Annotated in this window: 19 protein-coding genes and 2 pseudogenes; 14 read left to right on the top strand and 7 right to left on the bottom strand. The window is 40.0% G+C overall.

The window, feature by feature from the left end:
- Positions 1-91: 91 nt before the first annotated feature.
- Together Q0X72_RS04275 and Q0X72_RS04270 are read left to right on the top strand one after the other, a co-directional pair.
- Positions 92-2,641 carry an ATP-dependent Clp protease ATP-binding subunit gene (locus Q0X72_RS04275; protein WP_297762354.1) on the top strand — a complete coding sequence of 850 codons (2,550 nt, stop codon included), beginning with the start codon at positions 92-94 and terminating at the stop codon, positions 2,639-2,641.
- A 189-nt stretch (positions 2,642-2,830) separates the two neighbouring features.
- On the top strand, positions 2,831-3,232 hold the full coding sequence (locus Q0X72_RS04270; protein WP_297762352.1) for an STAS/SEC14 domain-containing protein: 402 nt from the start codon (positions 2,831-2,833) through the stop codon (positions 3,230-3,232).
- On the opposite strand, the gene Q0X72_RS04265 is transcribed toward Q0X72_RS04270, so the two are convergent.
- Entirely contained in the window at positions 3,222-4,775 is a 1,554-nt protein-coding gene (locus tag Q0X72_RS04265) for an NAD(P)H-hydrate dehydratase (protein WP_297762350.1), read from the bottom strand. The two genes, Q0X72_RS04270 and Q0X72_RS04265, sit on opposite strands and share 11 nt — an antisense overlap.
- 336 nt (positions 4,776-5,111) lie before the next feature.
- Here Q0X72_RS04265 and thrA point away from each other — a divergent pair, with 336 nt between their 5' ends.
- From thrA to Q0X72_RS04210, 11 genes and pseudogenes are all read left to right on the top strand, one after another.
- Positions 5,112-7,556 (top strand): bifunctional aspartate kinase/homoserine dehydrogenase I, encoded by a 2,445-nt coding sequence (gene thrA, locus Q0X72_RS04260; RefSeq protein WP_297762348.1) that lies wholly within the window; start codon positions 5,112-5,114, stop codon positions 7,554-7,556.
- Between the two features lie 63 nt (positions 7,557-7,619).
- Positions 7,620-8,552 carry a homoserine kinase gene (locus Q0X72_RS04255; protein WP_297762346.1) on the top strand — a complete coding sequence of 311 codons (933 nt, stop codon included), beginning with the start codon at positions 7,620-7,622 and terminating at the stop codon, positions 8,550-8,552.
- Between the two features lie 24 nt (positions 8,553-8,576).
- Positions 8,577-9,869, top strand: coding sequence for a threonine synthase (thrC, locus tag Q0X72_RS04250; RefSeq protein ID WP_297762344.1), 1,293 nt, complete (start codon positions 8,577-8,579; stop codon positions 9,867-9,869).
- A 100-nt stretch (positions 9,870-9,969) separates the two neighbouring features.
- On the top strand, positions 9,970-11,055 hold the full coding sequence (gene gcvT, locus Q0X72_RS04245; RefSeq protein ID WP_297762342.1) for a glycine cleavage system aminomethyltransferase GcvT: 1,086 nt from the start codon (positions 9,970-9,972) through the stop codon (positions 11,053-11,055).
- 26 nt (positions 11,056-11,081) lie between these two features.
- Positions 11,082-11,909 (top strand): sugar nucleotide-binding protein, encoded by an 828-nt coding sequence (locus Q0X72_RS04240; protein ID WP_297762340.1) that lies wholly within the window; start codon positions 11,082-11,084, stop codon positions 11,907-11,909.
- A gap of 130 nt (positions 11,910-12,039) precedes the next feature.
- On the top strand, positions 12,040-12,327 hold the full coding sequence (locus Q0X72_RS04235) for a 4a-hydroxytetrahydrobiopterin dehydratase (RefSeq protein ID WP_297762337.1): 288 nt from the start codon (positions 12,040-12,042) through the stop codon (positions 12,325-12,327).
- Between the two features lie 79 nt (positions 12,328-12,406).
- Complete coding sequence (locus Q0X72_RS04230; RefSeq protein ID WP_297762335.1) at positions 12,407-13,117, top strand: YebC/PmpR family DNA-binding transcriptional regulator; 711 nt, start codon at positions 12,407-12,409, stop codon at positions 13,115-13,117.
- A gap of 289 nt (positions 13,118-13,406) precedes the next feature.
- Positions 13,407-16,532 carry a SusC/RagA family TonB-linked outer membrane protein gene (locus tag Q0X72_RS04225; RefSeq protein WP_297762333.1) on the top strand — a complete coding sequence of 1,042 codons (3,126 nt, stop codon included), beginning with the start codon at positions 13,407-13,409 and terminating at the stop codon, positions 16,530-16,532.
- Positions 16,533-16,551: 19 nt separating this feature from the next.
- A complete protein-coding gene (locus Q0X72_RS04220) occupies positions 16,552-18,195 on the top strand; it encodes a RagB/SusD family nutrient uptake outer membrane protein (protein ID WP_297762331.1) in 1,644 nt (547 codons plus the stop codon).
- Between the two features lie 137 nt (positions 18,196-18,332).
- Positions 18,333-18,422, top strand: a pseudogene (locus tag Q0X72_RS04215) (YebC/PmpR family DNA-binding transcriptional regulator); the annotation flags it as partial.
- Between the two features lie 251 nt (positions 18,423-18,673).
- Positions 18,674-19,180: a hypothetical protein gene (locus Q0X72_RS04210; protein WP_297762329.1), complete on the top strand. Its 507-nt coding sequence runs from the start codon at positions 18,674-18,676 to the stop codon at positions 19,178-19,180.
- A gap of 79 nt (positions 19,181-19,259) precedes the next feature.
- Here the strand turns inward: Q0X72_RS04210 and Q0X72_RS04205 are convergent, their stop codons facing one another.
- The 6 genes and pseudogenes from Q0X72_RS04205 to Q0X72_RS04180 all read right to left on the bottom strand — a co-directional run bounded on the left by Q0X72_RS04205 (position 19,260) and on the right by Q0X72_RS04180 (position 24,509).
- Positions 19,260-19,796 (bottom strand): 1-acyl-sn-glycerol-3-phosphate acyltransferase, encoded by a 537-nt coding sequence (locus Q0X72_RS04205; protein ID WP_297762327.1) that lies wholly within the window; start codon positions 19,794-19,796, stop codon positions 19,260-19,262.
- 100 nt (positions 19,797-19,896) lie between these two features.
- The gene (locus Q0X72_RS04200) at positions 19,897-21,024 is read right to left on the bottom strand and encodes an iron-containing alcohol dehydrogenase family protein (protein WP_297762325.1); all 1,128 of its coding nucleotides are present in this window, start codon (positions 21,022-21,024) and stop codon (positions 19,897-19,899) included.
- A 7-nt stretch (positions 21,025-21,031) separates the two neighbouring features.
- Positions 21,032-21,730 carry an HAD family hydrolase gene (locus Q0X72_RS04195; RefSeq protein WP_297762323.1) on the bottom strand — a complete coding sequence of 233 codons (699 nt, stop codon included), beginning with the start codon at positions 21,728-21,730 and terminating at the stop codon, positions 21,032-21,034.
- Complete coding sequence (kdsB, locus tag Q0X72_RS04190; protein ID WP_297762321.1) at positions 21,721-22,449, bottom strand: 3-deoxy-manno-octulosonate cytidylyltransferase; 729 nt, start codon at positions 22,447-22,449, stop codon at positions 21,721-21,723. Before kdsB ends, Q0X72_RS04195 begins: the two co-directional genes overlap by 10 nt.
- A 22-nt stretch (positions 22,450-22,471) precedes the next feature.
- Positions 22,472-23,041, bottom strand: coding sequence for a DUF4126 domain-containing protein (locus Q0X72_RS04185; RefSeq protein WP_297762319.1), 570 nt, complete (start codon positions 23,039-23,041; stop codon positions 22,472-22,474).
- 34 nt (positions 23,042-23,075) lie between these two features.
- Positions 23,076-24,509, bottom strand: a pseudogene (locus Q0X72_RS04180) (ATP-dependent RecD-like DNA helicase).
- Positions 24,510-24,611: 102 nt separating this feature from the next.
- On the opposite strand from Q0X72_RS04180, the gene Q0X72_RS04175 reads away from it, so the two are divergent.
- The coding region (locus tag Q0X72_RS04175) for a hypothetical protein (protein WP_297762317.1) at positions 24,612-25,106 on the top strand (495 nt) is incomplete at its 3' end.

Raw genomic sequence — 25,106 nt, 5'->3', positions numbered from 1 at the left:
GTCATTTAGGCCATGTTTAACTAATATAGGTACGGTATTTGACGTTCTTATGGTAAGTTTTAGTAATTTTAAAGTTATATAAGGAATCTATATGGACGATAATTTTTCACCAAGAGTAAAAGACGTAATTGCTTACAGCAAGGAGGAAGCATTAAGGCTAGGCCACGATTTTATTGGTACTGAGCACCTAATGTTAGGTTTACTCCGAGATGGGAATGGCAAGGCCATTAGCATCCTCGATGCTTTAGACGTGGACCTTGATCATCTTAGACGTAAGGTGGAAATTTTGAGTCCGGCCAATCCAAATCCGGGAAGTGCTCAAAAGGATAAAAAGAACCTTCATCTGACAAGACAGGCTGAGCGCGCATTGAAAACAACATTTCTGGAGGCAAAACTATTTCAGAGCTCCTCAATAAATACTGCTCATCTTTTACTTTGCATACTGCGCAATGAAAATGATCCTACTACCAAATTGCTTCATAAGTTAAAAGTAGATTACGATGGGGTTAAGGAACAGTTCAAATCTATGATCACCAGTGATGATGATTATATTGATTCTCCGACCTCAGAATCTTTCCCTAGTGATTCTGATGAACCTGCCGAAGGAAAAGAAGCTTCATATGGGTCAACAGGGGCACAGAAAGGAAGTAAAAAATCTAAGACGCCAGTTCTCGATAATTTTGGTCGGGATCTTACGCAAATGGCAGAACAGAACAAATTAGATCCGGTTGTAGGGAGAGAAAAAGAAATAGAACGGGTATCTCAGATCCTGAGCAGAAGAAAAAAGAACAACCCACTCCTTATTGGAGAACCCGGCGTTGGAAAAAGTGCTATTGCTGAGGGACTTGCGCTTAGGATAATCAACAAAAAAGTATCGCGTATCCTTTACAATAAAAGAGTAGTTACCCTGGATCTTGCTTCCTTGGTTGCAGGTACTAAATACCGTGGCCAATTTGAAGAACGGATGAAGGCGGTGATGAATGAACTTGAAAAGAATGACGATGTGATCTTATTTATTGATGAGATCCATACTATAGTTGGTGCAGGAGGGGCAACAGGTAGTCTTGATGCTTCCAATATGTTTAAACCCGCCCTGGCACGAGGTGAAATTCAATGTATAGGTGCCACTACCCTGGACGAATACAGACAGTATATCGAAAAAGATGGGGCATTAGAACGCAGATTTCAAAAGGTTATGGTTGAACCTACTACGGTAGAAGAGACCATTGAGATATTACGTAATATAAAAAGCAAATACGAGGATCACCATAATGTGATCTATACGGACGATGCCATATTGGCCTGCGTAAAGCTAACCAATAGATACATGACAGATCGTTTTCTGCCAGACAAAGCTATCGATGCCCTTGATGAGTCCGGGTCTCGTGTGCATATTGTGAACATGGATGTTCCAAAACAGATCCTGGAATTAGAGAAGCAGTTAGATGATGTGAGGGAGCTTAAGAATACTGTTGTTAAAAAACAACGCTACGAAGAAGCTGCCAAACTGAGGGATGATGAAAAACGTCTGGAAAAAGACCTGGCTATAGCGCAGGAAAAATGGGAAGAAGATAGTAAGCTTCACAGGGAAACTGTCTCTGAAGACAATGTAGCAGATGTGGTCTCTATGATGAGCGGTATACCTGTAAATAAGATCGCTCAAACGGAAAGTAATAAACTGGCCGAGTTACCGACTCTTATCAAAGCGAACGTAATAGGGCAAGATGAAGCCGTGTCCAAAGTGGCCAAGGCTATTCAGCGTAACAGGGCCGGACTTAAAGATCCCAATAAACCTATTGGTTCCTTTATTTTCCTAGGACAAACCGGGGTTGGTAAAACTCAATTGGCTAAGGTTTTGGCCAAAGAGCTTTTCGATTCTGAAGATGCACTGATCAGAATAGATATGAGCGAATACATGGAGAAATTCGCCATTTCAAGACTAGTAGGTGCACCTCCGGGATATGTAGGCTATGAAGAAGGAGGTCAACTTACAGAAAAAGTAAGACGCAAGCCATATTCTGTGATCCTGCTAGATGAAGTGGAAAAAGCACATCCAGATGTCTTTAACATGTTGCTGCAGGTCTTAGATGATGGATACCTTACCGATAGTTTAGGAAGAAAGATAGATTTCAGAAATACCATCATTATAATGACCTCCAATATTGGAGCCAGACAATTGAAGGATTTTGGACAAGGAGTAGGATTTGGCACAGCGGCCAAGAAATCCCAGGAAGGTTCTCATCAAAAAAGTGTAATAGAAAATGCCCTAAAAAAAGCATTTGCGCCAGAATTTCTAAACAGGATAGACGATGTAATTGTCTTTAATCCTTTAGAACGGGAACATATACACTTGATCATCGATATTGAATTAGCCAAGCTGTTCGCCAGAATCAAAGAAATTGGTTATGAGATGAACCTTACAGATAAGGCCAAAGATTATATCGCTGAAAAAGGATTTGACAAACAGTATGGAGCAAGACCATTAAAAAGAGCTATTCAGAAATATATAGAAGATGCCCTTGCTGAAGAGATAGTGAATTCCAAATTGGAAGAAGGGGATAGTATCTATATGGATTATGATGGAAAAAAAGAATTTTTGACCATCGAGATTAAAAAAGCCAAAAAGTCTTCAAAGGCATAGTCTTGCAGGAAATATATGTAAAAAGAGTGTCACTAAAACTGACACTCTTTTTTTTTGTCAATTCTAAAAAAACCTGATTCTCGTGGCCAATTTGTTTTTAAAACGATATATACGCTTTTAATCTATTATTTTTTAAATCGGATTGCCTTCCAACTACTTTCGTTTTGAACACTACAAAACTACATGGGGATGAAATTAAAACCGATCAAAACACCGGTTGTTATAAAGGAGTATGTCCTGGACATAGGTAGCATACAAGTTTATGACAATTATATGGTAGCTCTTTATAATGAAGGATCCACGGTGACTTTGGAGAGGGTATATCAATTGATCGGAATTTCGGAAATACATTTCAGAGACAGACCTTTCGGTTTTATCAGTTTAAGAAAAAATTCTTATGCTATAGACCCTACCATTTATAATTATGTAAGAGAATTAGATAACCTAAAGGCCTATGCTATTGTTTCCGTAAAAGAAATGGACATGCATAACTTTGCTATAGAAAAAATGTTCTATAAGAAACCCATGAAGTTCTTTATCGATTACAACAATGCGCTTACTTGGGTCAAAAGACGCGTAGCTAGGAAATAGGTTTTTCCTTAGTATCACTTCCTTCTATTTCATTTTCAGGCAAGAATAATTCGCCAAAAGTCATTCCTAAGCGATCAATTATATCACTTGCGATCAGAGCATCCATACTACTGCCCTGAACAGCCAAGTCACCTGCCCTGCCGTGCAAAAATACTCCCATGATGGCCGCCTCTAATGGTGCATAGCCTTGTGCAAGAAGTCCGGTAATTATACCTGTTAGTGCATCTCCACTACCCGCAGTAGCCATTCCGGGGTTACCTGTATCATTTACATAGCCCATTTCCTTATAAACAGTTATGGTATGTGCACCTTTGATCACTACAATGACATCGTAGGTAGCAGAAAACTCCTTCACTTTTTCCAACTTTTCAAAATCATTCTTCCAAGGCCCCAGTAGGCGCTCTAATTCCTTTGGGTGAGGTGTTAATACTGTTTGGGGAGGTAAGGATCTTAATAAGGATTTCTTTCTGGCAAGAATATTTAATCCATCCGCATCAATAACAAGAGGAACTGTATTTTCTTTTAAGAAGAGCTCGAAAGCCCTAATAGTAGAATCCGAAGTACCAGCACCAATTCCGAAGGCCACCACCGTTGGATTAAATTCAATCTTTATATGAGTAAGTTGCTCCTGATCTTTATCAGTATTTACCATTACCTCGGGTAACGCACTTTGAAGCGGGATATACCCACAACCCGGAACAAATGTAGAAACCAATCCACTTCCAGCCCTCAAACAAGCTTTAGCCGCAAGCTGCACGGCACCAATCTTACCAAACGAACCACCAATGATCAATGAATGGCCATAGGTGCCTTTATGAGTAAATTTTTTCCTGGGTTGGTATAAGGCCCTAATTTCTTTTTGCTGTATGAGCTCATAGCCAATGGGCAATGTAGCAACAAACTCGGCATCCAAACCAATATCGAACGCAACCCAATGTCCACAATATTGTCCGGTTTCCGGTAAGAAAAATACCAATTTTGGATACTGAAACGATAATACAAAGTGAGCTCTAATAATGCCCAGAGCGTTTTCAATAGCCTTGTCTGTATACAAACCTGATGGAATATCTACAGAAAGGATGAATGCATCAGAAACGTTTACATGAGTTATCAGTTTTATAACCCATTCATCAGGAACTCTGTTAAGACCAGTGCCAAAAATGGCATCTACAACAACGTCTTCTTTAGAAATAATCGGAAAAACTTCATTTTTTGAAATGACATGAGGCCAAATTTTTCGGTCCTTAAGTCGATCGAGGTTGGCCAAAAAATCCGGAGATCTCTTGTCGCTATAATTTACGATATACACCTCTACAGAATATCCGTGTTCTGCTAAATGCCGAGCAACTACCAATCCATCTCCTCCGTTATTTCCGATACCACAAAAGAGATGAATAGTTACAGGAGCTCCCTGGAATTGTTGATGAAGCCAATTAAATAGGGCTGTCCCAGCTCTTTCCATGAGATCATCACTGGTTATACCCTGACTTTGTATGGTATATTGATCAGCTTTTCTAACTTGTTCGCCGGAGAGTATATTCATCTTAAAAGTTATTCTGTTTTAATGGCGCATCCACCTTCGCTGAATTGCTAGATTTATGTGAAATTCTTTTTTCTTGTAAGATGGTCATTGAATTCTTAAAAATAAGGTGAAAAAATCCGTGAGTCCTCAAAAAATCTTATTAATGTTGGGTTGGGTACCTAAAAATACTACATTTGAACTCTTATTAAGTTATTTATGATAGCTGTTAACTACCATTCTCGAATGAAAAATCCGTTTTATTTTGGAACTGTCATTCTTACCGCAACCCCATGGGGGTAATCTGTATTTTTACTCCGTTATACTCTTTTCTTTTCTTTTCTTTAATTTTTGATTATCATGAAAGTTTTAAAATTTGGTGGTACCTCCGTAGCTACGGCAGCTAGTATCCAACAAGTACAACATATCGTCGCCAATACTAAGGCCAAAAAGTTGATTGTAGTAGTGTCTGCTCTGGGCGGAGTTACTGATTTGTTACTCAATGCGGCTAAAACCGCTGCAGAACAAAACATTTCATATAAGGATAACTTAAAAAAAGTGGAGGCCCGGCACCTCAGCATTATAAAAGAATTACTGCCAATGCAGGCTCAAAGTAAGGTCTTGAGCAAGGTAAAAAGTGAACTGAATGTATTGGAAACACTCCTTGAAGGAGCCTATTATATTGGGGAAATTACGCCCAAATTATCTGATAAGATCGTGAGTTTCGGTGAGCTTTTATCGGCTTACATTATTAGTGAATTCTTTAAAGAAGTTGGCCATAAGGCTATTTTTAAAGATAGCAGGGAATTACTAGTTACAGATAATACACATGGAAAGGCAGTAGTAGACTTTGAAGCAAGTGGAGAACGGTGTGTAAAGTTCTTTACAAAGGAGCCGTCGCACATAATAGTAATGCCAGGATTTATTGCGGCCACCAAGGATGGAGATGTAACTACCCTTGGGCGTGGAGGTTCAGATTATACTGCAGCTATCATAGCTGCTGCACTAGACGCAAAAGAATTACAAATTTGGACCGATGTAAGTGGCATGTTTACGGCTAATCCTAAAATTGTAAAACAAGCAAAAGCCATCCCGCATATCTCCTATGAAGAAGCGATGGAATTGTCTCATTTTGGTGCTAAGGTGTTGTATCCGCCAACTATTCAACCTGTGCTGGCCAAAGGTTTGCCCCTGGCTATAAAGAATACTTTTGAACCAGATGCTCCTGGTACCTTGATAACAAGTAAGGCGCCCGAAGAAGGAAAGACTGTAAGGGGAATAACAAATATTCCGGATATTACACTTCTCTCTCTGGAAGGTCCGGGTATGATCGGTATTCCCGGTATTTCCAAGCGATTTTTTGAAGTGCTTTCACAAGCTGAGATCAGCGTTGTACTGATTACCCAGGCATCGTCTGAACACTCTATCTGTATAGGTATCGCAAATGAAGACGCAGAAAAAGCTGTGGGTCAGGTGAATAAAGCCTTTGCTTACGAGATGGCCATGGAAAAGATAAAACCTATCCTGATTGAAAAAGAATTAGCCATCATTGCCTTGGTAGGTGATCAAATGAAAAATCACCAGGGACTTAGCGGTAAAATGTTTAGTACGCTTGGGAGGAACAATGTAAATATCCGCGCCATTGCTCAAGGTGCCTCGGAGAGGAACATATCGGCGGTGATCAGAAAAGAGGATGTAAAAAAAGCGCTTAATACCCTTCATGAGGCCTTTTTTGAGGAACAAACAAAACAATTAAATCTATTTATACTGGGAGTAGGTAATGTAGGTTCAAAATTGTTGGGTCAATTAAAACAACAAAAAAAGTATTTAAAGGAACACTTGCGTTTAAATGTTCGGGTTATTGGTATCTCTAATTCGCGCACTATGTACTTCGATGAACAAGGAATTCCTTTACAGAAATGGCCGGAATTGCTAGCCACAGGGATAAAGGCAGATGCCACTGAATTCTACAATACTATTCTGGAGTTGAATGCAAGAAACAGCATCTTGGTTGATAATACTGCAAGTGAAAAGGTCGCTTACAGTTATAGTAACTTTCTAAAACAGAGCATTGCCGTTGTAACCTGTAATAAAATTGCGTGTTCCTCTGGGTATGAGCACTATCTCCAACTTAAAGAACTTGCGAAAGAATACGAGGCCCCTTTCCTGTTTGAAACTAATGTAGGTGCAGGGCTGCCTATCATTGACACTTTAAAACACCTCATAGCATCGGGAGATGAGATCATTAAGATCAAGGCCGTACTATCGGGAAGTCTCAACTACGTCTTTAATAATTTTAACGAGACCACAACTTTTCATGATGTTGTTAAAAGGGCACAAGAGGAAGGCTATACAGAGCCAGATCCAAAGATAGATCTGAGCGGTATTGATGTTATGCGCAAAATACTGATCCTGGCCAGGGAAAGTGGTTATGTAATGGACCTTGCTGAAATTGAGAACAGGTCCTTTCTACCTGCAGAAGCATTAAATACCGATAACAATGAAGACTTCTTTAAAGCGCTAAAGAAATATGAAAGCGATTTTCAGCAAGTGGTGGCAAATGCTAAAAAAGTAAATTGTAGACTCAAATTTGTAGCCTCTCTCGATAAGGGTAAAGCCAGTGTAGGCTTAGAACAGATCCCGGAGGGGCACGACTTTTATTCCTTAGCAGGAAGTGATAATATAGTTCTCTTTTATACAAAGAGGTATCCTGAACAACCTTTGATCATTAAAGGTGCAGGTGCAGGAGCAGACGTTACTGCATCAGGAATTTTTGCCGATATCATTAGAATAGGAACGTATTAATAAACGTAGTTATCGCTATCATCATAAAATTTCTCTTAGCTTTAGATATGAAACCTGTCACTTATGAACAAAGACAGTATTAAAATATTTTGTCCGGCCACTATTGCCAATATTTCATGTGGTTTTGACGTCCTTGGACTTGCCCTCTCCGCCATAGGAGATGAAATGGTTATAAAAAAAGTGCGAAATCCCGGACTTAGTATTACTAAAATAAGCGGTCTTGATCTGCCCAAAGAGATCCATAAAAATGTAGCCGGAGTGGCAGGCCTGGCTTTTATGGAAGCCTCCGAATACAAAGGAGGTTTTGAAATTGAGATCTATAAAAAGATCAAAGCAGGAAGTGGAATAGGAAGCAGTGCGGCCAGCGCAGCTGGCGCAGTTTGGGGGATGAATTATTTATTGGACTCGCCGTTTTCCCAGCATCAATTGGTGCAGTTTGCGATGGCAGGTGAAAAACTGGCCAGCGGTGTTGCGCATGCAGATAATGTGGCTCCCGCAATTTATGGAGGATTTACGCTTGTTAGAAGTACGGAACCGCTCGATGTTATTCCCATACACGTTCCAAAAGAACTCTACGCTTCCATTATTCATCCTCATATAGAAATAAAGACTTCCGATTCCAGGAAGATCCTAAAAACCAGTATATCACTTGCAGATGGGATCAAACAATGGGGAAATGTAGGTGCATTAGTTGCTGGTCTTTATCAGGAGGACTACGGCCTTATAAGCAGGTCTTTGGTAGATCATATTGTAGAACCCATCAGATCTATACTTATCCCTGGTTTTGACGAAGTAAAACATGAGGCCTTAGGTGCAGGTGCCCTGGGTTGCGGAATATCCGGATCCGGACCTTCTATTTTTGCGCTGAGCAAAGGTCTGAAAACCGCCCAAAAGGTAACGCAGGCTATGAGCAAGGTATTTGAGAATATGGATCTTTCATATGATCCCTACGTCTCAAAAATCAATACTAAAGGAATACAAATTATGACCTTATAATGGTCTTTAGATGTTAGATATAGCATGAATTTCTATAGCCTTCATAAAAATGCACCCAAGGTCTCTTTTAAAGAGGCTGTAATCAATGGAATAGCGCCAGACGGCGGACTGTATTTCCCGGAGCAAATTCCACAACTTCCTGCTTCATTTTTTGATGACATACAAGACCTTTCAAATCTTGAGATCGCATATAGAGCCTTAAAGCCATATGTTAAGGAAGATATTCCTGAGGCAATACTTAGAGAAATACTTGAAGAAGTACTCGATTTTGATTTTCCTCTTGTACCTATAAATGAAAACGTTTCAACCCTGGAACTTTTTCATGGGCCTACCATGGCTTTTAAAGATGTTGGCGCCAGGTTTATGGCTCGTAGCCTGGGATACTTCTTTAAAAATTCTGAAGAGAAAGTTACCGTCCTTGTAGCCACATCGGGGGACACTGGAGGTGCGGTTGCCAATGGATTTCTGGGAGTTGCGGGGGTTGAAGTTGTAATTCTGTATCCCAGTGGTAAAGTAAGTGATATTCAGGAACGCCAGTTAACCACATTAGGACAAAATATTACGGCACTGCAGGTAAATGGTACCTTCGATGATTGCCAACGGATGGTGAAAAGAGCTTTTGTAGATCCAGGTCTACAAGGGAAAGTGCAACTTACTTCGGCCAACTCAATAAACGTAGCTCGTTGGTTGCCACAGATGTTGTACTATCTTTTTGCTTACAAACATCTTAAAGTTAAAGGTAAAGAACTTGTGTTTTCTGTACCCAGCGGAAATTTCGGCAACATTTGTGCCGGTATGATAGCTCAACGTATGGGGATGCCGGTAAGGCATTTTATTGCTTCTACCAATGTAAATGATACCGTACCAAAGTATATGCAAACTGCCATGTATGATCCTAAACCATCTACCGCTACTATTTCGAATGCTATGGATGTTGGGGACCCCAGCAACTTTATCAGAATTCAACACATTTATAATGACGATTTCTCACAATTAAAAGAGCATCTTAGCTCCTACTCTTTCTCTGATAAAGAAACAAAAGAAGCTATAAAAATCTTATATGCAAAGGCCGGCTATATTGCGGATCCCCATGGTGCAGTTGGCTATTTAGGACTCCGAAAATATCAGAAGAAACATCCTGAAACCTATGGTATTTTTCTGGAAACCGCACATCCTGTAAAATTTATGGATGTCGTATCATCCACATTGAACATCCCCCTTTCATTACCCCCTCAGATAGAAAAGATCATGCATAGAAAAAAGGTCTCAATAGGCATTTCCAAGTACGAAGAGCTTGCTAAATTTCTTCTTAAGTAGTTGTATTCTTCGGTTTCACCAGTAAAACCAAAACTCCCACTTCCTAGGAGGTCAACCAACTATTTTCAATATATTTGCGCTGCAAAAAAGTTACTTATAAATGAAGAATACAGCGCTATCCCAGACCCATGAGAAATTAGGAGCAAAAATGGTAGCCTTTGCAGGGTACAATATGCCTGTTTCTTACGAAGGTGTTAATGCAGAGCACGAAACAGTGCGAAACGGAGTAGGTGTTTTTGATGTTTCACATATGGGTGAATTTCTGATTGAAGGACCCAATGCCTTGGATCTGATACAGAAGGTCACCTCCAATGATGCCTCCAAATTAACAGTTGGAAAAGCGCAATACAGTTGTTTGCCAAATGAGACTGGCGGTATTGTAGATGATTTAATCGTGTATAGAGTTAAGGAAGAAACATACCTCTTGGTGGTAAATGCCTCCAATATTGAAAAAGATTGGAATCATATCGCTAAGTACAATGAGGTATATAATGCCGAAATGAAGGATCTCTCAGAAAAGTATTCCCTTCTTGCCATACAAGGACCAAAAGCCGTTGAGGCAATGCAGAGTATCACCTCGGTAGATCTACGACAAATCAAATTCTACAATTTTGTAGTAGCTGATTTTGCAGGTATAGATCATGTTATCATATCTGCCACAGGCTATACAGGCTCCGGAGGCTTTGAAATTTATTGCAAGAACACGGAGGTAAAGCAAGTTTGGGACAAGGTTTTTGAAGCCGGCGCCAAGTATGGTATAAAACCAATAGGGCTGGCAGCAAGAGATACATTAAGACTAGAGATGGGATATTGTTTATATGGCAATGACATTACCGATGAAACTTCACCATTTGAAGCGGGTCTCGGATGGATCACTAAATTCACGAAGGAATTTGTGAATAGTGAAGCACTGGCCAGGGAAAAAGAACACGGGCCAAAACAAAAACTAGTTGCTTTTGAATTGGATGACCGTGGTATTCCACGTCAAGGGTATGATATTGTTGATGGACAAGGTAAAACGATAGGAAAAGTTACATCTGGCACTATGTCACCTTCCCTGGGCAAGGGAATTGGTTTAGGGTATGTACCCAATATATTTACTGAAATAGGCAGTAAGATCAATGTTCAAATCAGAAAAAATGCCATTCCTGCCACTGTGGTAAAACTACCTTTTTATAAAGGTTAAGAAAGTCATAGAATATAGGAGGAACGGTGCAAGAAGAAGGAAAAAAAATACTCATTTTAGGAGCCAGTGGATTCATTGGGAACGCGCTCTACAAAGAATTGTGTAATTACTACGATACTTATGGCACCTATTTTTCGTCCAGAAACGGATATACTTCCAATCAACAATTTTTTCAATACGATATGCAGGAGGACGATATTTTCCAACTGCTGGAAGAAATTCGTCCAAACATTATCATTTCGGCCTTACGAGGCGATTTTGGAGCGCAAATTCAAGCACATCAACATATAACCGAATATGTAGCCAAACACAAGTGTAAGATCTACTTCCTCTCCTCGGCTAATGTTTTTGATGCTTATAGCAAATACCCTTCCTACGAATACGACAAGACCCTATCTGAAAGTATCTATGGCAGATTAAAAATTAAAATTGAGAATATGCTGCTCCGGCTACCAAAGAATAAAGCAGCTATTTTAAGGGTTCCCATGGTCTTTGGGAATACTTCCCCTCGGATCAAAGAAATGAAACAGGCCATTTGGAATAATGAAGCCATTGAAGTCTTTCCAAATCTTATCATCAATGTCACCAATGATGATAAATTAACTCAGCAGATTCACTACCTTATCAACAGAAACAAATATGGCATTTATCATCTGGGGAGCACAGATCTGGTGCATCATGAAGATTTTGTTCGAGAGGTAGTAGATCGGGTAGGGAGCTTTAATCCCATTTATAAAAGGGTGTTTACCACCAATGAAGAACGATTTTTGGCCGTTTTACCCAAAGATCATCTCCTGCCCAAGAATTTACAGCTGAGGTATCAGGATGTTATTGATCATCACGTTATGGGATAGTACCTCTCATTTAGGTCTACTGCCTTCACCTTTTTTCATTGTATCTTTATCTTTCCTGTGAATAATGCTCAAATGCATAAAAGAGCAGCCATTCAACTCAAATAGAAACCTATAATAAAACAAATTCGCCATGGAAAAGCTCACAGCTAAACAGATTGAAGATCAAATAGCATCCCTTGAAGGATGGGAATACGTCAATGACGGAATTGAAACATCATTTGAATTTAAGAATTTTAAAGAGGCTTTCACGGTTATGACCCGTATTGCCTTTGAGTGTGAAGCCCAAAACCACCATCCGGATTGGAGTAATGTATACAACTCTTTGAATATCCGATTAAGCACACATGACGCCAATGGAGTAACAGAGAAAGACTTTACCCTGGCCCGCAGCATAGAAAAGATCATTGAAAGCGAGTAACAACTGTTTTGGTTTTTGCCGCCTTGTGTAGCTTTTAAAATTTGCTAAATTTGCCTGAATTTACTACCTAAGATAGCATATGGGAAGAGCATTTGAATTTCGGAAAGCGCGAAAAATGAAGCGTTGGTCTGCCATGTCCAAGGCCTTTACACGAATCGGAAAGGATATTGTGATGGCAGTTAAGGAAGGAGGCCCCGATCCTGATGCTAATTCTCGTTTACGAGCTGTCATCCAGAATGCCAAATCCGTGAATATGCCCAAGGACAATGTTGAGCGGGCTATTAAAAGGGCTTCAGACAAATCCCTGGGTGATTATAAAGAAGTGTTGTTTGAAGGTTATGCACCTCATGGTATTGCGATCCTTATAGAAACAGCTACAGACAATAATACGCGTACTGTAGCCAATATTAGGAGTTACTTCAATAAGTGTAATGGGAGCCTCGGTACTTCCGGCTCAGTAGAATTTATGTTCGATCATACCTGTAATTTCCGAATTCCAACCGAAGGTATAGATCCCGAGGAGTTAGAATTAGACTTCATTGATTTTGGTGCTGAGGAGGTATTTGAGGACGAAGATGGAATCATGATTTATGCTCCTTTTGAAAGTTTTGGAGCTATTCAAAAAGAATTGGAATCAAGAGAAATTGAGATTTTATCATCCGGGTTCGAGCGCATTCCACAGGTCACTAAGGAGCTAAGTGCGGAAGAAGCCGAAGATGTGGAAAAACTTCTCGAAAAGATCGAAGAGGATGACGATGTACAAAACGTATATCATACCATGAAGGAATAGTTTCTCCAAACCATAATAATCAAGAATTCAATTGTTTTTACCATGGTTATTTTTTGCACTAATTAGCATTAAAAAACCACACACTTGATTTCTTTCTTGCCTGATAATAGTTATATATAAACTATTTGTTTGGTCTGGAAGATTCCAAATACTACTAGATAGGCTGCTTTTTACGGATAAGAAGTATAATTGACTAATTCATTGAATATATAATGTTAATTATGGTATTTATATTGGATTAAAACAATAAAAATCTTTACTTGAAGCAACTAATTCAAAAAACTACTAAATGACATCTAAAAACCTCTGGATTTTAGCATCATTTTTCATGCTAATTTCGCAACTTGGATTTTCCCAAGAGAAAACGATCACCGGTACTGTTACGGACCAATCAGGAGTTCCGTTACCCGGTGTATCCATTTTAATTGTGGGTACATCAACCGGCACACAATCTGATTTTGATGGTAATTACAGCATTATTGCCGCTGTTGGACAGAAGCTAAGGTTTAGCTATATAGGCCAACAAACTACGCAAAGAACCGTTGGTGCGTCAAATACTATCAATTTGCAGATGGAAGAAGACGCACAAGCGCTTGATGAGGTCATCGTAACGGCCTATGGTACTTCAACCAAAGAAGCCTTTACAGGTTCTGCGGCTGTGGTGGGTGCCGAAGACCTGGCTATCAGGAGTGTTACTTCACCTATTGCAGCGATAGAAGGTAGGGCAACAGGTATTCAGTTTACATCTCCTTCTGGGCAACCAGGGTCCTCACCAGGTATTGTAATAAGAGGTGTAGGTACACTTAATGGTGATTCTGATCCTTTGTTCATTGTTGACGGTGTTCAGTACGAGGGTGCATTAAACACTATTAACCAGGAAGACATTGCCTCTTTTACCATTCTTAAAGATGCAGCTTCTACGTCCTTATATGGTTCCAGGGCTGCTAACGGGGTTGTTATAATAACCACCAAGAGTGGTACCCGAGGAGCTATTCAGGTAAACGCATCAATGCAGTATGGGCTGACAAGTCAGGCCATCCCATTTTATGATGAGTTAAGCCCCGCACAGTACTACGAAACTATGTGGGAAGCCTTGAGAAATTCAAGCGCCGGTGGTGGAGATCCCGCTTTTGCTTCGGCGAATATCTACCAGAGTCTGGGGTATAACCCATTTGATGTCCCCAATGACCAGATTGTTGGATTAAATGGCCAAATTAATCCCAATGCGCAGGTTATTTATAAAAGTCTGAATTGGTATGACGTACTCACAAAAACTGGTGTACGACAGAATTATAATGTAAATGTTTCCGGTGGAGGCGAAAATCATAAAGTATTTTTCTCTGCCTCATATCTGGATGAAGAAGGATATGTAGTTACCTCAGAATTCGATCGACTAACAACGCGTGTAAACGCTGAATTTGATGTTTCAGATCGTATCACAATTGGCGGCAGTACTAATGTTACTATTTCCAATGCAGCAGGACCAAGTTCTGCAGGAACAGGTAGTATTGTTAACCCTTTTGGTTTTGCCAAGAATATAGGTTCAGTATACCCAGTATATGTTAACGATTTACAGGGTAACATTGTATTGGATCCTCTAGGGAATCAGCTTTTCGATAATGGTGAAGGATTTTCTGAATATAATATTGGTTCAAGGCCTGTTAGCCAGGGACGTCACGCACTCCAGGAGCTGCTCCTAAACGATGAAAGGGACAGGGATAACACCTATGGTTTCAGGATGTTCGGAGAATGGGAGATTTTAGAAGGCCTTAAACTCAGGGTAAATTATGGTAGAGATATCAATGAGGGTCTGGAGCAAGAATATGAAAATGCGATTATAGGAGATGCCCAGCCAGACGGAAGGTTCAGTGACGATCGTTTCAGAAGGCAGGTAGAAAACTTTAATCAGATCCTGACCTACAACAATAGCTTTGGCAATCACAATATAGATATAACCGCCGGACATGAAAGTTTTGACAGAACCTTTAACAGTATTAATGGTTTAAAAACCGTGCAAACGGCTAGTGGAATATTTGTGAACGACAACTTCTCCAATATCGTAAGATTAGGTGGAAATACAACAAGAAAAGCAATCGAAGGGTATTTCCTGAGAACCAACTACAATTTCGATAATAAGTACTATTTAAGTGCTTCGGTTCGTAGAGACGGTTCGTCTGTATTTAGCAGCGAATCACGATGGGGTACATTTTACTCCGTAGGTGCTTCCTGGAGAATTGACCAGGAGAACTTTATGGAAAATGTTGGCTTTATAGATGCATTGAAAATCAGAGGATCTTACGGGGAAGTAGGTAATGATGACTTACTAGACTTCTTCTTGGCACAACCCAGATTCTCCATTACTTCCAATGCTGCCAGTCCTGCTATAATAAACACCGATCTGGGGAATTCAGCGCTGCAATGGGAAACTATTGAGAATTTTGATGTAGCCCTGGAATTTACTTTGTTTAACAATTTCCTGGATGGTTCTGTAGAATACTACAAGCGGAATTCTTCTGACCTGTTGTATAATTTGCCGATTCCAATTAGTAATGGTTTGAATACCGTACCAACTAATATCGGGGATATGTACAACTCCGGTTGGGAAGTAGCCTTGACAACAAACCTTGTTAACACGGAAGATATTCGTTGGAATGTTACCCTACAAGGGTCAACCTTTCAAAATGAGATCACCAGCTTGCCTGATCCTTTTATCAACGGATCTAAACGATGGGCAGAAGGGCGTTCAAGATTTGATTTCTTCCTGCTACGTACAGCCGGTGTTGACCCGGATAATGGAGACCAGTTATTCTTTGTTTATGAACTGGATGAAGACGGGGAAAGCGTTCCTGTACTGGATGCTAATGGTGATATAGAAACCACAAACGACTGGCAGGCCACCGAAAGAGCTTATACAGGTGATACTACTATACCAGATCTCTTAGGATCAGTTGCCAACAGCCTGAGCTATAAAGGTTTCACCCTGGATTTCTTGGTTACTTTTGGTATTGGTGGTTCATTTCTGGATAATGGATATTCGGCAATGATGCACAGTGGTGAATTTGGAAGGTCTTACCATCCAGACATCCTAAATGCTTGGAGACAGCCGGGTGACATCACTACTGTTCCAAGGCTGGAAGCTGGAAATGCAAACCTGGTACGTACACAATCAGATCGCTTCTTGACTGATGCCTCTTTCTGGTCCTTGAAAAACGTCAATCTTGGCTATAACTTTAACAGCCAGGTAACAGACGCCTTGGGCCTTTCGGCTTTAAGGGTTGCCATCTCCGGGGAGAATTTATACTTAAAGAGCAAGAGAGATGGATTAGATCCACAATATAATTTAGCAGGAACACCTGCTGGTAACGACTTTAATCCTGCGAGAATTATTTCTTTAGGACTGAACGTATCATTTTAACTAAGAAAAAATAATAGTTATGTTAAGTAGAATTAAAATAATGTTATTGGCAATCCTGGCGATTACAGTAACTTCATGTGAGGAAGATTTCCTTGATACGACACCAACAGATGCGATAGCCGCGGCTGACGCATTTGCAAACGAAGAGAACATGCAACTGGTCTTGAATGGGCTGCATCGTGGTTTGTACTCCCAGTCCCAAACAATTTTCCCTGGAGGAAATACCGCAAGGGCAGGAAACCACTATTGGGTACCGCTTGGGGATAATTTAACTGGAGGTTTAATCCACTCTGCCAGTGCAAACAATTTGGGATGGCGAACTGAAATGCAATGGCTTTCACATACAGATCCTTTTTCCTTAACGAATGAGATCTTATGGTACCACCGTTATAATATTATTGCCGGGGCAAACGGCTTAATTAATAATGGTACAAATGGAAGTTTGACAGAAACGCCAACCCTGAACACCATTTTAGGTCAGGCCCATACATATAGGGCTTACGCTTATCTGTCCCTTGTTCAGCATTATGCCAGAGGATATCTGATAGGAAATCCTTCTGCAGATCCAGGTGTCCCTATATTATTTTCTTCGGAGGCTCCTTTTACCAGTGCACCAAGATCTTCCGTACAGGAAGTATATGATTTGATTGAAGCTGACCTCGACGAGGCAATAGGACTATTCCAGAATGGAAGTTCCAGACCAAGTGGTGGACCTGAGACCAAATCCCAATTAAATATAAATGTTGCTTATGGCCTTAAGGCAAGAATGGCCTTATCCAAAGGAGATTGGCAGACTGCTGCAGATAATGCGGTGCTGGCACGAAACGGTTTTCCTATAATGAACGAAGCAGACTGGCTATCCGGATTTAATACCAACAGTCTTTCTGAAGTGATTTGGGGATCAAACGTAATTGCAGCTGAAACCACATTCTTCCGTTCCTATTTTTATTTGGCCAGCAACACCTTTAACGGTAGCCAAATTAGGAACAACCCTAAGATTGCGGACCGAAGGTTGATCAATGCTACTCCTGATACAGATTACAGGAAGAAAGCATTTATCGTCGATGCTCCTAATACCAACTCTTCGGCAGCCAATGGAGAGGGAGGTTTTGGAAACGATCCTAATTACACGGACGAAGCAGTGTTTGATGCCCGGGTCGATGAATTGTATGCCACATACGGTCTTACAAGCAGGTTCAATCTGCACCCTTATATGCACTTTAAGTTGAAGAATAAGAACCCCGGTTCTATTGACCCTGATGACGTTATTTACATGCGTACTTCAGAAATGTTTTTAATTGAGGCTGAAGCAAGAGCAATGTTAAATGACATTCCTGGCGCTCAGGCCGCTCTTGATCCGCTTGGCAGTGAAAGAGATAGCGCATATGACGTAAGTATCTATAATACACAGCAGACTTTGATGGACCAAATTAAGTTTCAACGAGGACTTGAGTTATGGGGTGAAGGCTTTGGATATACCGATAAAATTCGATGGGATGAAGGTATTGACCATGCAGCTGATGGTGGCTCTGGTGCTTCAGAGATTCTTTATCAACAAGCCTTTCAGGTTGAGAGGCCTTCTGTCAATGATGCCTGGATATTTAAGATTCCGCAAGCGGAGATTGATGCAAACCCAAATCTGGGTCCTGGTGATCAGAATTAAAACTTTATCAACTAAGGTTTGTAGAATTCTCGGTCCCAATAATCTTAATTAGATCTGCTGTCTGTAAGACAATTGTTAGATTTAATTTTTAAAGCCCTTCAGAAAAAAATTTGAAGGGCTTTATTATTGATTTTGATGCAGAAGAAGCAGAAGATGTGGAAAAACTTCTCGAAAAGATTAAAGAGGAAGATGATGTACAAAACGTGTATTCTACCATACAGGAATAACCTCTCATATACATCATTCCAAAATGTAATTTTACATCAAACATTCTAACTCATGATGCTAAATTTACTGGTCATTTGAAAGTCGCATGTAATGCGACAAACACTTGAATATTTGATTCAATAACATCCTATAATATACCCCATGAAATAAATGGTATCAACTGATTGATATCATTGTGTATTCGATTTTAGTTACTTAGGTTATGCTATGTCAATGATAGTTAATATATATAACCTAAAATCTAAAAGCCATGAAAACACTAAGCAAATTTTTCTTCGCTCCCTTATTCGCAATTTTACTACTGTCCTGTTCTTCAGACGACCCTGAGGCCAAAGCTGATTGTGGTCCAGATTATTGTCTAAGTGAGTTACAGGGTACCTGGGAAGCCACTGAGTATACCTTAACTTTTTGTGGACAGGGGGATGTACCCGAACCCAGCAGCTTTGATGTAATAGCAGAAGGTGGTTCTGCTACTCTCGTTGTTCAAGCCAATGGTAGATTCACAATAAACATTATGGTTATGTTCAACGGACAAACATACCCGGAAACCGCTTCAGGAACAATTTACTTTGAAGACGGAGAATTTTTCGCGATCCAATTTGATGATGATGAACCAAATGATCCTACCTATTTTGGCGATACATTGTCTGGTAATACCTTTAGAATGATTGGAGGAACTCCGGTAGCCGAATGGGATTTTGACGGAGATGAAAATGATGAAGAAGCCTGTATAAGCCTAACATTTGTCAAAGTATAGTGTAGCACATTACTTTGTAAGGAATGTTTTCGTTCAGGAACTCAGAATCAGCAAGGTTTTATCTTGATTTTGTAAAGATCTAGGTGTATTCAGGAATTTTTCCTACCACTCCTTTGAAGAATTCCTTATAGCGTTTAAAGTCTGTTTCCTTACTATCAGTAGGGAATACAGGGTCGGAAATTTTTACTTCCTTTTTCCCATAGTCAAAGGACACCATAATGATGGGCACCTTGGCCTGTTTGGCGATATAATAGAATCCCGTTTTCCATTGTGTTACTTTCTTACGTGTGCCTTCAGGTGACAAGGCCAATCGAAAAATATCGCGCTGCTCAAAAATTTTGGTGGTATTGACCACCGTATCGCTGTTCCTGCTGCGGTCTATTGGGGCACCTCCCATCCATCGGAAATACCAACCAAAAGGTGGGTTAAACAAGCTTTTCTTACCAATAAAATTTATTTCCCTTTTTATGATGCTTCGTACTAATAATCCGATAAAAAAATCTACCCAACTGGTATGAGGCGCAACGATCACTACACATTTCTTCACCTCCGGAAATGGCCCGATTAGCTTCCATCCCATTAGCTTAAAAAAAATGAATTTACTTAGTAAACGCATACAAGCTTATTATTCTTTGTTCAATTTGGTATGATGTGTTGAGAAGATCTTAGGGATTGGTAAGAACGTAAAAAAAATCAATGCGCACCTACTAAAAAAATTAAATTTTACGGTATATCTCTTTTAGTTTATCGCAGCTTACTTTTGATTTCCATGCTGGTCCCAGGGCATTTTCCCAAAGCGGTTCCATACTCATGGAAACTGAGATCATAGTATTCATTTCTTTCTCTGAAAGATCACTGCAAATACCTGTAGGCAAAATAATTTGATGATGGTTCATCATTTTATAAAATAGCGCAACTCCTTCCGGATAATACTCTTCAAGGTGCTGAAAAACAAGACAATTTCCAATTCCGTGTTTAATGCCTAATACGTAAGACAAACCATAACTTAAGGCATGTGCCACCCCCACCTGTGAATAAGCAATACTCATGCCGCCGTGCCAAGAAGCCATCATGAGTTTATCTCGAGACTCCGATGGTGTAAGTGAACCCAGGAATACCTCTTTGCAAAGTTCTAGTGCTTTCTCGCCGTAACTTTGGCTAAAAGCGTTTAAAAAAGTGCCATTTAATGATTCTATACAGTGTATATAACAGTCCATTCCTGTATAGAACCATTGCTGTTTTTCTACCCCTTTGGTAAGATCCGGATCTAATAATACCTGATCGAAGGTGGTGTAATCTGAGTTAATTCCCAATTTTCGGTTTGGACCCAATAATACCGTGGTCCTTGAAACCTCTGCCCCTGTTCCACTAATGGTAGGTATTCCTACGTGGTAAATGGCTGGTTTAGACACCAGATCCCAACCTTGATATTTGGAAGCAGAACCAGCATTATTGAGCATGATCGCTACTGCCTTTGAAAGATCTAAGAGGGTACCTCCTCCAATTCCAACAACGCCCGAAGGTAATTCCTGGAATTCCTCGACAATCATTGACACCAGGGCATCTACTTGCCGCGTCTTTGGTTCTTCATCTGCAGATATAAAAACGATCTTGTCATTAAAAAGCAATGGAATTCTGGATACCAAAGAAGTATTTTCAAAGACATCATCTACCAAATAGATAATTGGAGCATCTGAACTCTTTCGCTTTGGCAATAAAATCTCGCCCAATTGATCAAAACAACCATTTCCAAAAACTACCCTTGGAACCATGGGAAAGTTCTTATAAAAGGTATTAGCTCCTTTCTTCGGCTTATTCAAAATCACATCTTTCTTTTCTTCCATAAAGGTCTTACAGATATTTTAATAGCTCCTTGATCCCAGACAAGGTTAGGTGATTATTCATTTGTTTATCGGGCGACACTTCCTCATGCGCCCAGGTCGTATGAAAAGGTATGTGCACGGCTTGTGCACCTATGGATAGGATAGGTAACACGTCCGATTTTAAGGAATTTCCAACCATTAGAAATTCTGAAACGTCGATTTCCAAATGCTCCAGCAAATTTGAATAATTCAATTCCTTTTTATCACTAAGCACCTCCACATGATGAAAATACGTGGACAATCCCGAACGATCTAGCTTCCTTTCCTGGTCCAGAAGATCGCCTTTTGTAAGTACAATTAATCGGTATTTATCCGATAAACTCTTCAGTACTTCTTCCACATTATCCAATAATTCTACAGGATGCGATATCATCTTTTTACCAAGATTCAGAATTTGCAATAAGGTTGTTTGTGAAACCTGCTGATTTGAAATATCCATGGCAGATTCTATCATTGATAAGGTAAAACTTTTTATCCCATACCCGTATAGATCAAGATTACCAATCTCCGTTCTAAACAGCTCCTGATCGATCTTGTTTTTGGTCTCATACTTTTCTAAAAGTGAAGCAAATTCTTCTTCTGCCTCCCTAAAATAGGTTTCATTTACCCATAAGGTATCATCTGCATCAAAACCAACGACTTTTATGTTACTAAAATCTACTTCCATGCAGCTTTCGCTTTTTCCAGGTCTTCGGGGGTATCTATCTCAATGCCGGTAACCGTTGTCTCTACCATTTTAATTTTCTTGCCGTATTCCAGAAATCTTATGGCCTCAATCTTCTCGGAGGCTTCTAATGGAAGCATTGGCAAACGTTTAAAATCTAATACAGCTTGCTTCCTAAAGGCATATACTCCTTTATGTTTATAATAGGTAGGTGTTTTATCTGTTGCCCTGGGAAACGGTATCACAGATCTTGAAAAGTAAAGTGCAAAATTCTGCTGATCTACGATCACTTTTACCGTATTGGGGCTCTGAATGTCCTCTGACTCGGTTATTTTGGTCATCAGAGAAGCCAGATCTATTTCCTTTAAACTATCCTTTTTAAATACCTGAATTAGGCTGGCAAGACTTTTTTTATCTGTAAAGGGTTCGTCTCCCTGAACATTGACCACAATATCTATATCCATATTGGCCACAGCTTCAGCAATTCTATCACTGCCGCATTCATGTTCCTTTAGACTCATTATGGCCTTTCCTCCATTCGTAACTATAGTGTCATAAATTAGCGTGCTGTCTGTCACCACATATACAGCATCAAAGAGTTCTGTGGCAATCGCCGCTTCATATGTTCTTAGGATTACCGGTTTTCCTGCCAGGTCCTGCATCAATTTACCCGGGAAGCGGGAGGCAGCATATCTGGCGGGGATCATGGCGATTATATTCATATTGGCAACTCCAGTATTATGATTAATTTTTGAGCTTTGGTCGTAACTTTCTATAAATTGAAAATATAAGGATCAAGAGCATGATTACAAGAATAATAGCAATTACGGGTGCAATTATTGAAACTACAGCCACCACCAGGGCGGTTACAGTTTCAAAAAATGAGATAATAGGATTCCCTATGCCAGCTGTTGTTGCCGTGGAAGCTATTCGACCTGTAGCCGATGCTCCCTTTATGGCCGTGGCTGTTCCTCCTCCTGCAATGATAGCCAATGACCAAGTAATGACCGGATCCAGGTCCGAAATGGTAGCCACCATAACTGCTGTGCCCGCCAATGCCGCTAATGGCAAAGCTATACTATCTAGCAAATTATCTACATAAGGGATAAAATAGGCAAAGACCTCTAATAACGTTGCGACCCCCAAAGTAATAAGAGCAAATAAGCTTCCGATCCATTCCCAATTTTCATTGAGATCCCACATTCCAAAATAGGACGCAGCGCTCAGCACAAACAAAGGCAAGAACACCCGAAACCCAACAGACGCGGCCAATCCAATACCTAAAAAAATGCTGATGATGGTTTCTGAAGTCATGCTAAAGCAATCTAAATACTAAAGTAACGTATTCTCAATCAAGAAAAAAATCGTCCTTAAATCCGATTAAATACAATTTTTCCCTGGCCCTGGTGATGGCCGTATACAACCACCGAAAATATTCTTTGTCTGGTCCGGAAGGCAAATAAGGCTGCTCTACAAAAACCGTATGCCACTGTCCTCCCTGGGATTTATGACAGGTGATCGCATATGAAAATTTCACCTGCAAGGCATTAAAGAATGTATTGTTCTTTACGGCAAGAAACTTCTTGTATTTCGAAGTTTCCTTCGCATAGTCTTTCAGGACCTCCTGATATAGTTTATTACCAGCTTCATACGAAAGTGAAGGTGTTTCTGCGGCAAGGGTGTCCAGTAATAAAACAGTTTCAAAAGGTTTTTGGTTAGGGTAGTCTGTCATTCTAACCTTCACTTCTGCAAATTTAAAACCATAGAGTTCTTTGAATGCGAAAATCTCCAAAACTTCTACAATATCGCCATTTGCAATAAAGCCTGCCTCCGATTGGGGTTTTAACCAGAAGTAATTATTCTTAACTACCATCAAAAAATCTCCCACAGACAGCTCATTTTCAAGAAAAAGAATGCGTTTCCTGATGTTGTCATTGTACAAATTGGCCCTTTTATTAGAACGCACTATTAAGGTGGTTTCTTCCTTGCCCTGAACAGAATAGGCCTCTTCTATGGCTTCCTGAATGTCATAACCATCTGTTAAACGAACTATGTCTGCAAAAGTATCTAGCTGGAATTGGAAACTATCAAAGATGTCTCTTTGGAGCTGGTCTCTTAGCTGGGTTGCATTCACCAGGATTCCCGAATCCTGGGCCTGTCTTACTACTTCATCTAGTTCAATCAGGGTTACTTCCTTTCCGAACCTGGTTTGCAGCTGATATTCATCCAACGCCGGACTCAACGCAAGATGTACAGGAGGTAATTGTGCGGTATCTCCAATAAGGATAAGCTTGCATTGATGCCCCGAATAGACAAATTGAATAAGGTCGTCTAAAAGCGATCCGTTTTCAAAGAGTTTGGAATCAGAGGGGGCATCCGGGATCATAGAAGCCTCATCTACGATAAAGACGGTGTTTCTATGTTTATTTGGTGCCAGAACAAATCTAATTCCCCCTCCCCGTTCTTTTTTGGGGAAATATATCTTTCGATGGATAGTAAAAGCCTGAGTCTTTGAATAACTAGACATTACTTATGCCGCTCTTCCGGTAGGCGCCATCAATACAGATTTCAGGGATGTTCTCCAAAGATTAGTGACCAGATCACCTACAATGGTTGTTTTGCCTGTTCCTGCAAATCCCTTTAGTAAGAAAAGCTCATCTTTATTACCTGAAAGCAAAAATTCTGCCAGTAATTGTAAAGTTATATCCTGTTTGGTGGTAGGGATATGCGGGAATTTATCTTTTAAAAGTCCGTAAAATGAGGAAGAGGTGGGAGTATCCATGAGTGATCAAAGATAAACAGGATTTTTGGGCCAAAAACTTTTACGATTGAAAAAAAATTGTAGATTTGTTGGAACCGCTAAATTTAATTAATACTTGTTCAAATGAAAACCATCTTTCAAATAATACTTTGGATCGTCTGTATTGTTTTAGGTTACTTTATTTATCGTTCTGTAACCGGTCCGATCGAATTCAAAAAAATAAAACAAGAACGCTTTAACAAGGTAATTTCTGTTCTCAAGGATATTCGAAACTCTCAGGAAGCCTACAAAACTGTGAATGGAAAATTTGCAAACGATTTTAATAGTTTGATCGCTTTTGTTGATACCGGGAAATATACTATCACCCAGCGAAGGGATTCTTCCTATATGGAATTCGACAAGACCTACGGAATTGACCTTTTACAAGAAGTTACCATCGTAGATACTTTGGGTTTTATTGCTATAAAAGATTCCCTCTTCAAAGGAGATGCACGATATAAAACAATGATGAATGTCCCATATGCACAAAATAATGAGACTTTCGAAATGAAAGCAGATATCATCGAAAAAAGTGGTTATAAAGCTCCTGTTTTTGAAGCCAAGGTGAAGAAAGATATT

Source organism: uncultured Muriicola sp. (assembly GCF_947258935.1).
In the GTDB taxonomy this organism is placed as follows: domain Bacteria; phylum Bacteroidota; class Bacteroidia; order Flavobacteriales; family Flavobacteriaceae; genus Muriicola.
This window is presented reverse-complemented; position numbering and strand designations above follow the sequence as displayed.